We start from the raw sequence: 9,048 nt of genomic DNA, 5'->3' as shown, positions 1-9,048 counted from the left end.
TTACTACGGAGCAGGTGTGGTGAGTGTGATCATTTTGTTTACAGCCGTTTTACTGGAACGCAGTTTTCGTTTCAAAGGGATTGCAGCGGGTATCCTCTATACTGGCGCGGCAGCTTTTCTCATCATACTACCTGAAATGATCTCAGAAATATGGGTCCCGGATTTCTTTTTCCCAAGCGAGGTTGTTCAGCTGGAACTAGTGATGGGCATCCTTGTCACAGCTTTTTCATTAAGGTTCAGTTCCTATTTGTTGCATAAAAAAGTAACCGTTTAAGGAGGCGCCCCGGACAATGAAACGTTATTGGATACTTGTAGTCCTTATTCCATTTGTTGTTTTAACGATTAGTATATATTATGCCACTGCGTCTGAAGTCGATAAACCCGACTATTATCTCAAAACATTGGGAGGACGCGTAGAGGAAGTTTCTCATTTAACGATTAGAGGGCAATCGATGTCTGAGCCGATTGCCATACGTCTGGCGGGGAGCGAGTATCCGAACGACAAGGATTCTTTCTGGGAGAGGCTGGATTCAACTTATTTTTACCAAGAAGAATTGCAGGAATTATTCCATGACTATCGCTCTTTTATGAGAGGGAAAAAGAACCTGAATGCCTTATATGTGGACGAAAAGCGGATTGCCTATGCTCAATATGACTTTCGATTCAAAACTGATGAGGTCCAGTCGGATATTATTGACATTTCTGTGATGGAGAGAGCAGAGAAGAACAGCCTATCATTTCAGGTGAAACTGCCTAAAGAAAAGAATGAATACATCAGTGTTTTGGATGTCTATGTGAAAGATCAGAGCATGAAGCTGTTGATTAATCATTATCAAAAGTCCGGCAAATATTCACAGCCTGAAGACTCTAAATATGTCATTTATACCTTGGATCTTAATAAGAAAAGTATTGAAGGGAAGCAGTTGGTTGCAACTGCTGTATCTCAGGATAATACGTCGCAGACAACGACTGCACTTATTTCATCAAATGATGTGATGAAGCCGAACCGTTATTTGCTTTTCGATCGGACCTCCTACGCATTAGATGCGAAGAAAGATATCTTGAATCGGGAGCTTCTGTACTACGATATTTGGAACGGCCAAATGGCAACTGTTCAAAGCGAGCTCGTCGGTGACCTGCTCATGAATGGAAAACCCGGAGAGCTTAGAATTGATTATTTTGGCGACGATTTGTATTTTACTCCCATGAACATCTATGATCAATCGCGGGTTGTTCATTATAATCTGACGGAAAGGAAGCTGAAGAGCGACGTAAAGATCGATTTGAAAGATTGGATGCAAGACGAGCTGCACGTTCAAATGAAACGGTTTGACGATAACCGGCTTTATATGAATTATTTCGGCAGGAGAAGTCCCGGTGTGGCTGTGGTTGATTTGGATACAGGCAAGATCGTCTATCAAGGCGAGGTTGCACGTAAAGATGGACTGGAGTTAAGCAATATAATGATCAATAGCTTATCTGTAAAGTAGTAAAACCCCTTGACCTTACGAAGGTCAAGGGGTTTGTTATTGGTAAGGTTGCCTGCCTGGCACACCTTCAAGAATCAACTTGCTCATCTTTCTCCGAGTCAGAACTGTAGGGACGGACCTTCGGCAATCGCCCCGCACGCTGCATCGCTTCTCGAAGTAAATACTCAATATGGCTGTTGACGCTCCGGAACTCATCCTCCGCCCAGCGCTCCAAAGCTTCATAGAGCTTGGGATCGAGTCGGAGCGCGAAGTTTTTCTTAGGAGCCATAGCGGTGCCCGTTTAGTAAAGCGAGCCGGTATTAATAACCGGACTTGCTGAGCGGTCCGATACAATGGCTACTAGCAAATTATTGATCATGGCCGCTTTCCTCTCTTCATCGAGATGTAAGCCTTCGGCTTCGAGGCGGGAGATGGCCATCTGAACCATGCCGACAGCTCCGTCCACGATCGTTTGGCGGGCGGACAAAATCGCGGATGCTTGCTGACGCTGAAGCATCGCACTTGCGATTTCCGTGGAGTAAGCGAGGTGAGTGAGGCGAGACTCCATGACCTCGACGCCTGCAACGGAGAGGCGGTGTTGAAGCTCAAGGCTCAGCTCAGCGGCTACTTCATCGGCATTCCCACGGAGCGAATATCCTTCGCTGTCGAAACGATCGTATGGATACTTACTAGCTACATGACGCAGCGCTGTTTCACTTTGAATTTCGACGAACTTCTCATAGCTATCCACATCAAACAGAGCTTTGTACGTATCGACCACTTTGAACACGACGACGGCGGCAATTTCAATCGGATTACCCTCGATATCGTTGACTTTCAGCTTGACGCTGTTAAAATTGCGAACCCGCAGGGAAATTTTCTTTCTACTTGAAAATGGAACAATGAGCCACAGACCGCTCTTCCGGATCGTGCCTAAGTAACTGCCGAAGAACGTAACAACGGATGCTTCGTTCGGCTGAACGGCCGTAATCGTCGAAACAAAGATGACGCCAAGTATGATTAAAATGATACCTGGCAAGATACGTTCCTGTGTTAGGAGTAAAACACCCAATCCTCCGCCAATAATAAATAACAAAATGCCAAGAAATCCGTTAATGGACCATGCTTGTTTTTCTTTCATGTAAGCAACACCCTTTCAAGTTGGAGTTATGATTTATTTGAATATCTTATTGATATAATTATGATATCACTTTTTACTTATAATGTAAATATGTTCAGAAAGGAAGATGATGTCATTCGTATATCTTGACACCCTTTTTGGGGCATGCTATAAGTTAATAAATTCCTAGCAGTGAGGTGCTCATGATGTTGAAAATTTCCAATGAACAAGTTTTTCAAGAACAAATCTCGCAACCCGTATTAACGGTTGCTGTATTTAAAGCTAATTGGTGCAAAGATTGCCACTTCATTAATCCATTCATGCCAGCTCTAGAAGAGGCTTATGCGGGGCGGATTACTTTCGTTGAACTCGATCGTGACGAGGTTCCGGACTTGTGTGAGCAGCTGAACATTCTCGGTATCCCCAGCTTTATCGCCTTCCGCGATGGCAAAGAGCTTGTACGTTTCGTCAGCAAATTACGCAAAACGCGCGAAGAAATTGAGCAGTTCCTTGATCGAGCTCTCGAGGTATCAGGCGCTCTTGCCCCTTAAATAGAAGGAAAAGAAACGGCTCCTCTCAGAGCCGTTTTTTTAACGGTTCTCACCTGAATATCACAACTTCGCCACGAGTTTAGCCCAACATCGGTGGTTTCGGAGCTTTGTAACAATTGCGAATGGATTTGCCAACTTTTTAAAGATATAATTGAAAACGAACCAACGGCAAGATCCACAGAAGTCACGACGTAAAAGTAGGTGCAATCATGCAAAAACTGATTAAAAGGCTAGCGAATTTGTCCGCCATAGGCATGTTTCTCATTCTCGCAATGGGCGCCTTGGTTACAAAGGCTGACGCAGGCAGAGGCTGCGGAGACGAGTGGCCGCTATGTCATGGGAAATTCGTCCCGGCGCATACGATATCATCGTTTATCGAATACAGTCATCGACTGGTCGTCGGTATCGTGACGCTAATCCTGATTGCCACATTCATTTTAGTGTTTCGTTATGTCAAACGAAAAGATGCGAAATATTTCATCACTGGAACTGTTGTTATGACGTTGGTACAAGCTGTAATGGGCGCGTTGGCTGTTGTTTGGCCGCAATCTTCACTTGTACTGGCGCTTCATTTTGGTTTATCCCTGCTTGCGTTTGCGTTTTCCTTGCTGCTTGCGCTTGTGTTTACACCTTGGGGCCAATTTCAAAGAGATACAGCCATTCGTAGTTCCTTTAAGGCGATCGTATGGATAACAGCGATTTACAGCTATGTTGTTGTTTATTTGGGTGCTTTCGTCCGTCATACGGTATCTTCAGGCGGATGTTCAGGTTGGYCATTGTGCAACGGAGAAGTGATCCCTGAGCTAAGCGGCGCAACAGGCATTGTTTTTACTCATCGGATAGCGGCTTTACTGCTGTTTCTGTGCATTCTGTTTCTATATTTACAAGCCAAACGTTATTACCAGAGCTCAGACAAATTGCGCTTTGGCAGCAAATGGGCACTAATCCTAGTTTCCTTGCAAGTAATCAGCGGAGCTGTTGTCACTTGGTCAATGGGGAATGAACTCGCTTATTTGTTGACTGGCATGGTGCATGCGGTAATCGTATCCTGTATGTTTGGATTTCTATGTTATTTATGCGTGCTTACGCTATATGATCGCAAAGCATAAGGCCCGTCAGAGGGCTGGCTTCTGGCAACATGACAGAACGGTTTTGTGGGAGAAGAAGCCTTCTTGCTTGTAGAGAGGGCTATTTCTTTTTATTTATGCCCATACTTACTTCTATTGCTGTTCCTATATAATGCTTATTATAAAAGGGGGTGTACCCATGCTGCGAGTATTGTTCCATGAGCCCAAACGGGTAGACAGCGGACTTCTGCTGGAGGCTGGCAATGCAGTAAGAGTGTTTATCGAGCATCTGGAATCGAAGGAACGTCACCACACGGCTTCAGACTACCCGAAGTACCACCGGCAAGCGATCTGGAGTAAAGGGTTCATTGATGCCCTGGACGAGCTTGAGCAGAGCAAATACTGCTGTGAGCGTTACGCTGAGCATATCGATAAACTGTTCCTCGAGGATATGAACGCGCAAGAGATGGAAGCTTATCGTCTTTTCGTCTATCTTTACGGTACTGCGCAGGATGCATGAGAAGAATATACATGGGGCGCTTGAAGTTCAGTTGTATACGCTCAAAATGGATTATAAAACTCCGCTCGATCGACTGCGCAATCAACGCAATATGGAGATTCACTATATTAATGCCGAGATGTTGGATGACCTTATGCAAAAGGAACCGTATCCTGGGGATCGGATTCATGTTGAGAATGTAAAATCAAATGTTGCTGATCTACAGCAGGGATTTGATATGGTTTGCCGAACCTTAACTATAGCATTCTCTTATATTACGGTTAGTATTGCAAAGGGGTAAGAGGACCATGGAATTAAGAGGCCGAACGGTTCTTATTACAGGCAGTGCGAAAGGACTCGGCAAAATGACCGCCATCACCATGGCTAAACAAGGCTGTCAGGTGGCTGTCAATTATGTGAATAGTGAGAGGGAAGCATCTGAGCTTGTCCATCACTTAAAGGATCTTGGTGTTCGCAGTATAGCTGTCCAAGGCGATGTCGCCAAACGAGATGACATTACACGCATGGTGGATCAAACAGCGTCGCAGCTCGGGCCGATTGATATTCTCGTGAATAATGCAGGACCTTTTTTTCGGGAACGGCGATTTTTTGCCGATTATGGTGTTGATGAAATTGAATATTTAATGCGCGGCAACTTGCTTGGCGTTATGGAGCTTGATCAATTGGTTTTGCYGATGATGAGGGAGAAACGGTGGGGGCGCATTATTCATTTTGGATTTGGAAAAGCTGCTGAAGCCAGGGGCTGGACGCATCGTGCCGTATACGCGGCAGCGAAGGTTGGCCTAGTCTCCTTCACGAAGACATTGGCTGAAGAAGAGGCCAGCCACGGGATTACCGTGAATATGATTTGCCCAGGCGACATTCGAGGTAGAAATAAAGAAAGAACGATGCAGGAGGCCCGGCTGGAGGTCGATGGCGAAACACCGGTGGGAAGACCAGGGACTGGCGAGGATGTGGCCAGAGTCATCGAATTCTTATGCTTGCCAGCCTCTGATTTCATCACAGGCAACATCATGGATATATCTGGAGGACTGGACCCAATCCAGCCATTGCCGGTGCTTAATCAGCGCAAGTAGCCTAACAAAAAGAGCTTACCATAGAGGTAAGCTCTTTCTTATGATATAGTCGTATTAGAACACTTGCACGACTTCAGTTATACCTTCAACTTCTTCAACAAGTGCGCGTTCGATACCAGCTTTCAACGTAATCGTTGAACTCGGGCAGCTTCCACAAGCACCCATCAGTTTCAGCTTCACAATACCATCTTCTACGTCAACGAGATCCACGTCACCGCCATCGCGTTGTAGAAAAGGACGAAGTTTATCTAAAACTTCAAGGACTTCATCATAAACAGCTTCTTTTGTTTTTTCAGACATTTGATTCATCTCCTTTCTTCTAATATTATATTACAATAATGATTAAATGAAAATGGTTTTCAACTTGAATATATCGACATAAGGTGGAATTTTTATTATGAGACCAATCATAGAGTTTTGCGCCAGCAACATGCACAATGGAACAGAGAAAGTCATGAAAGCACTAGAACAAAATCCTGACTATGATGTCATAGAATACGGCTGCCTTGGTAATTGCGGGCAGTGCTACATGGAGCCCTATGCGCTTCTGAACGGCGAAATCATTGCCGCAGAGGACGCAGATCATCTCCACGAACTCATTCTTGCGAAGATCAAAGAGATTGAAGCGATGTACGATCTGCTAAGCGATTGAGCCTGAACTTACCCGAAGTGGCGTTTGGATTTCCAGAGAACGCCACTTTTTAGCATACGGGCAATTTTGCCTGTCATTAGTGTGCGTTTACCCATGATACCGAACCCGGCTTTTTTACCGAGTGAACCTAATGTACCTCTGAGCTTGATTTCACCAAGCCGCGGTGTATCACCTTTCCAAATCGCCTGCATCACTTCAGCAATCTGCTTGCCTTGTGCTTGTGCAGCTTGCGCACTTGGCGAGAAAGGCAGGGAAGCACAGTCGCCGACAACGTACACGTCTTTGTGATCTGGAATTTGGTGATACTCATTTAACATAATACGCCCTTGACGGTCTTTAGGTACGTTCAACGCCTCAACAATTGGATTCGGCTGAATACCGGCTGTCCAGATTGTCGCATCTGTTTGAATGATTTCATCCCCGTTGTACAAATCTCCACCATCTAGACGACATAAAGAAACACTTGGACGAAGCTCAATGTGATGTTCTACCATCCATTCCCGCACATATTGCTGCAGGTTGCTTGGGAAGGCAGACAGAAGACTTGGACCGCGGTCGATGAGACGAATGTTCAGATCTGAGCGGCTTTCTCTTAACTCCGCAGCCATCTCCACACCGCTTAATCCGCCCCCGATTATGGAAACTTGCCCGTAAGGCGCGATGTTGTTGATGCGTTGGTACGTAGCGCGAGTTTGCGCCAGCGTTTGAATGCTGGATGAGAACTCTTGTGCACCTGTAATGCCATGGTAGCTATCTACACAGCCTAGACCAATTACAAGCCAATCATACGTTACAGGTTCTCTATCTTCGAAAAGAATTTCTTTTTTCTCCAAATCCACTGAAGACACTTCTCCGTAAGTTAACAGTAAACGAGGATCATCCGGATAAGCGACTCGAATGTGCGTTTCTGCAATCGTGCCTGATGCAAGTGCGTAATATTCCGTTTTGAGTCCTTGAAAAGGACTGCGATCGATCATTTCCAGTATGGTATCTTCCGGCAAATCTTTCTCCAGCATATTCAAGGCTATGGTCAGACCGCCATAACCTCCTCCGAGAATCACAAATTTTTTCATAACACTCCGTATCCCTTCTTGACTGATCTCTCTTCTCTAGTATGACTAATACACTTTAATTTCATTATAAAAGGTGTCGCGTTCAACGGCAGTGCGTCCAGCACCTTGAATCAACCAAACAAGCTCATCCCTTGTCAGTCCTTCTGGGGATAATGCGCCAGCTGCGTGTGAAATTTTCTCTTTCACGATCGTTCCATGTGCATCAGAAGCGCCGAAAGTGAAGGAAAGCTGAGTCAATTTCGTACCAATATTAATGAAGTAAGCTTTGATATGAGGGAAATTATCCAGCATCAAGCGGCTAATCGCGATGGTCTTCAGTTCGTCCCAAGCGGGCACGCGTCTTTTGAGACCAGCATTTTTGCTAGCAGGTTGGATGGAGTTTGGAATGAATACCAAGAAACCTTTCGTTTCGTCTTGCAGTTCGCGCAAAAGCATCATATGGCGAATACGTTCTTCTTTCGTTTCAATCGACCCGTACAACATCGTTGCGTGAGTTTTCATACCAAGCAAATGCGCGTTGCGATGAACGTCGAGCCATTCTTCCGAAGAGGCCTTCTCAACTTTCATTTTGGACCGGTAGCGCTCTGTTAGAATTTCGGCTCCACCGCCTGGAAGTGTGGATAGACCTGCATCCATCAACGTTTTCAAGACATCTCGGTAACTTAGGCCGCTGATCCGTGAGAAGAATTCAATTTCTGCCGCGGTATGCGCTTTGATTGTCACATCCGGATAAGCATTTTTCAATTGACGAATGCAATCAACGTAATATTCAAAAGGCAAGTGAGGATTATGCCCTTGGCTAATATGGAATTCTCTAATTTCTGGGTTAAAATGTTCAGCTACATAATCTAACATTTGGCTTGGCGTAAGCGTGTATGAACCTTCTTCGCCTTCATCGCGGCGGAAATGGCAAAAAGCACAATGCTCCTCACACACATTCGTGAAATACAAACTCATATTTTGTACAAAATAAACCTTGTTTCCGTTCAATCTTGTATTTACTTTGTTTGCCATTTGTCCTATGCTCAGAAGGTCGTCCGATTCATACAAAAACAATCCGTCTTCCAAGGAAAGACGTTGACCGTGCTCAACCTTATCGGCAATTTCTGCCATCCGTTTGATCGGGTCTGTGGTGATTACACTCATGTTTATTCCTCCTATGAAATCAAAATAAAAGCACATAAAGAATCGACGCATCCATCTGTAGATGATCTCATGCGCCTTGTGTGGTGTGAGTGGCTCGCCTACCTGTCAGCCAGTTCGGTTCAGGAATTCACACATATAGGGAGCTCGGAGTTTGGCTCAAAGGCTCTCTACGGTTTTTCAATATACGTACAACCCATCGTAATCATTATAAACCTCCATGTGGGAGGCGGCAATATGATGAACATGGACATAAATTGACAATGTAGGGAATCTACAAATTTTGCTATAAAATTCGTAAAAAGGTTATTCCCAATATTAACAAATTCCTGTATACTATTGCAATGTGATTACGTGGGGTTAAAAGGTGATTATAT

10 protein-coding genes and 2 pseudogenes are annotated in these 9,048 nt (G+C 44.8%); 7 read left to right on the top strand and 5 right to left on the bottom strand.

From position 1 onward, the window contains the following. Both AC1DUA_RS23790 and AC1DUA_RS23785 read left to right on the top strand, forming a co-directional pair. A pseudogene (locus AC1DUA_RS23790) lies at positions 1-274 on the top strand (hypothetical protein); the annotation flags it as partial. Positions 275-290: 16 nt separating this feature from the next. After that, entirely contained in the window at positions 291-1,490 is a 1,200-nt protein-coding gene (locus tag AC1DUA_RS23785; RefSeq protein ID WP_477502125.1) for a hypothetical protein, read from the top strand. Between the two features lie 67 nt (positions 1,491-1,557). Here the strand turns inward: AC1DUA_RS23785 and AC1DUA_RS23780 are convergent, their stop codons facing one another. Both AC1DUA_RS23780 and AC1DUA_RS23775 read right to left on the bottom strand, forming a co-directional pair. Continuing rightward, on the bottom strand, positions 1,558-1,758 hold the full coding sequence (locus AC1DUA_RS23780; RefSeq protein ID WP_477502124.1) for a type II toxin-antitoxin system antitoxin: 201 nt from the start codon (positions 1,756-1,758) through the stop codon (positions 1,558-1,560). A 12-nt stretch (positions 1,759-1,770) separates the two neighbouring features. Then, on the bottom strand, positions 1,771-2,610 hold the full coding sequence (locus AC1DUA_RS23775; protein ID WP_477502123.1) for an SPFH domain-containing protein: 840 nt from the start codon (positions 2,608-2,610) through the stop codon (positions 1,771-1,773). Between the two features lie 185 nt (positions 2,611-2,795). Here AC1DUA_RS23775 and AC1DUA_RS23770 point away from each other — a divergent pair, with 185 nt between their 5' ends. The 4 genes and pseudogenes from AC1DUA_RS23770 to AC1DUA_RS23755 all read left to right on the top strand — a co-directional run bounded on the left by AC1DUA_RS23770 (position 2,796) and on the right by AC1DUA_RS23755 (position 5,803). After that, positions 2,796-3,140, top strand: a complete 345-nt coding sequence (locus tag AC1DUA_RS23770) for a thioredoxin family protein (RefSeq protein ID WP_477502126.1) — start codon at positions 2,796-2,798, stop codon at positions 3,138-3,140. A 209-nt stretch (positions 3,141-3,349) separates the two neighbouring features. Beyond that, positions 3,350-4,249 (top strand): COX15/CtaA family protein, encoded by a 900-nt coding sequence (locus AC1DUA_RS23765; protein ID WP_477502122.1) that lies wholly within the window; start codon positions 3,350-3,352, stop codon positions 4,247-4,249. Between the two features lie 130 nt (positions 4,250-4,379). Then, positions 4,380-5,007 (top strand): annotated as a pseudogene (locus AC1DUA_RS23760) (Cthe_2314 family HEPN domain-containing protein). Positions 5,008-5,014: 7 nt separating this feature from the next. Beyond that, positions 5,015-5,803 carry an SDR family oxidoreductase gene (locus AC1DUA_RS23755; protein ID WP_477502121.1) on the top strand — a complete coding sequence of 263 codons (789 nt, stop codon included), beginning with the start codon at positions 5,015-5,017 and terminating at the stop codon, positions 5,801-5,803. A 54-nt stretch (positions 5,804-5,857) separates the two neighbouring features. Here the strand turns inward: AC1DUA_RS23755 and AC1DUA_RS23750 are convergent, their stop codons facing one another. After that, the gene (locus tag AC1DUA_RS23750; RefSeq protein WP_161408686.1) at positions 5,858-6,103 is read right to left on the bottom strand and encodes a NifU family protein; all 246 of its coding nucleotides are present in this window, start codon (positions 6,101-6,103) and stop codon (positions 5,858-5,860) included. 97 nt (positions 6,104-6,200) lie between these two features. Between AC1DUA_RS23750 and AC1DUA_RS23745 the strand changes: the two genes are divergently transcribed. Continuing rightward, positions 6,201-6,455 (top strand): YuzB family protein, encoded by a 255-nt coding sequence (locus tag AC1DUA_RS23745; RefSeq protein WP_477502120.1) that lies wholly within the window; start codon positions 6,201-6,203, stop codon positions 6,453-6,455. An 8-nt stretch (positions 6,456-6,463) separates the two neighbouring features. Here AC1DUA_RS23745 and AC1DUA_RS23740 read toward each other — a convergent pair whose 3' ends face one another. Continuing rightward, the gene (locus tag AC1DUA_RS23740; protein WP_477502119.1) at positions 6,464-7,528 is read right to left on the bottom strand and encodes an NAD(P)/FAD-dependent oxidoreductase; all 1,065 of its coding nucleotides are present in this window, start codon (positions 7,526-7,528) and stop codon (positions 6,464-6,466) included. A 45-nt stretch (positions 7,529-7,573) separates the two neighbouring features. Then, positions 7,574-8,674 carry an aminofutalosine synthase MqnE gene (gene mqnE, locus AC1DUA_RS23735; RefSeq protein ID WP_477502118.1) on the bottom strand — a complete coding sequence of 367 codons (1,101 nt, stop codon included), beginning with the start codon at positions 8,672-8,674 and terminating at the stop codon, positions 7,574-7,576. Positions 8,675-9,048: the final 374 nt, after the last annotated feature.

Source organism: Paenibacillus sp. 01T422, from assembly GCF_056398785.1.
The sequence above is the reverse complement of the archived record's forward strand: the minus strand, read 5'-3'. Positions and strand labels throughout refer to the sequence as shown.

Coding starts and splice junctions, on each gene's coding strand:
- mqnE (WP_477502118.1), bottom strand. CDS start 8,674: ATGAGTGTAATCACCACAGACCCGATCAAACGGATGGCAGAAATTGCC.
- AC1DUA_RS23745 (WP_477502120.1), top strand. CDS start 6,201: ATGAGACCAATCATAGAGTTTTGCGCCAGCAACATGCACAATGGAACA.
- AC1DUA_RS23780 (WP_477502124.1), bottom strand. CDS start 1,758: ATGGCTCCTAAGAAAAACTTCGCGCTCCGACTCGATCCCAAGCTCTAT.
- AC1DUA_RS23770 (WP_477502126.1), top strand. CDS start 2,796: ATGTTGAAAATTTCCAATGAACAAGTTTTTCAAGAACAAATCTCGCAA.
- AC1DUA_RS23740 (WP_477502119.1), bottom strand. CDS start 7,528: ATGAAAAAATTTGTGATTCTCGGAGGAGGTTATGGCGGTCTGACCATA.
- AC1DUA_RS23775 (WP_477502123.1), bottom strand. CDS start 2,610: ATGAAAGAAAAACAAGCATGGTCCATTAACGGATTTCTTGGCATTTTG.
- AC1DUA_RS23785 (WP_477502125.1), top strand. CDS start 291: ATGAAACGTTATTGGATACTTGTAGTCCTTATTCCATTTGTTGTTTTA.
- AC1DUA_RS23750 (WP_161408686.1), bottom strand. CDS start 6,103: ATGTCTGAAAAAACAAAAGAAGCTGTTTATGATGAAGTCCTTGAAGTT.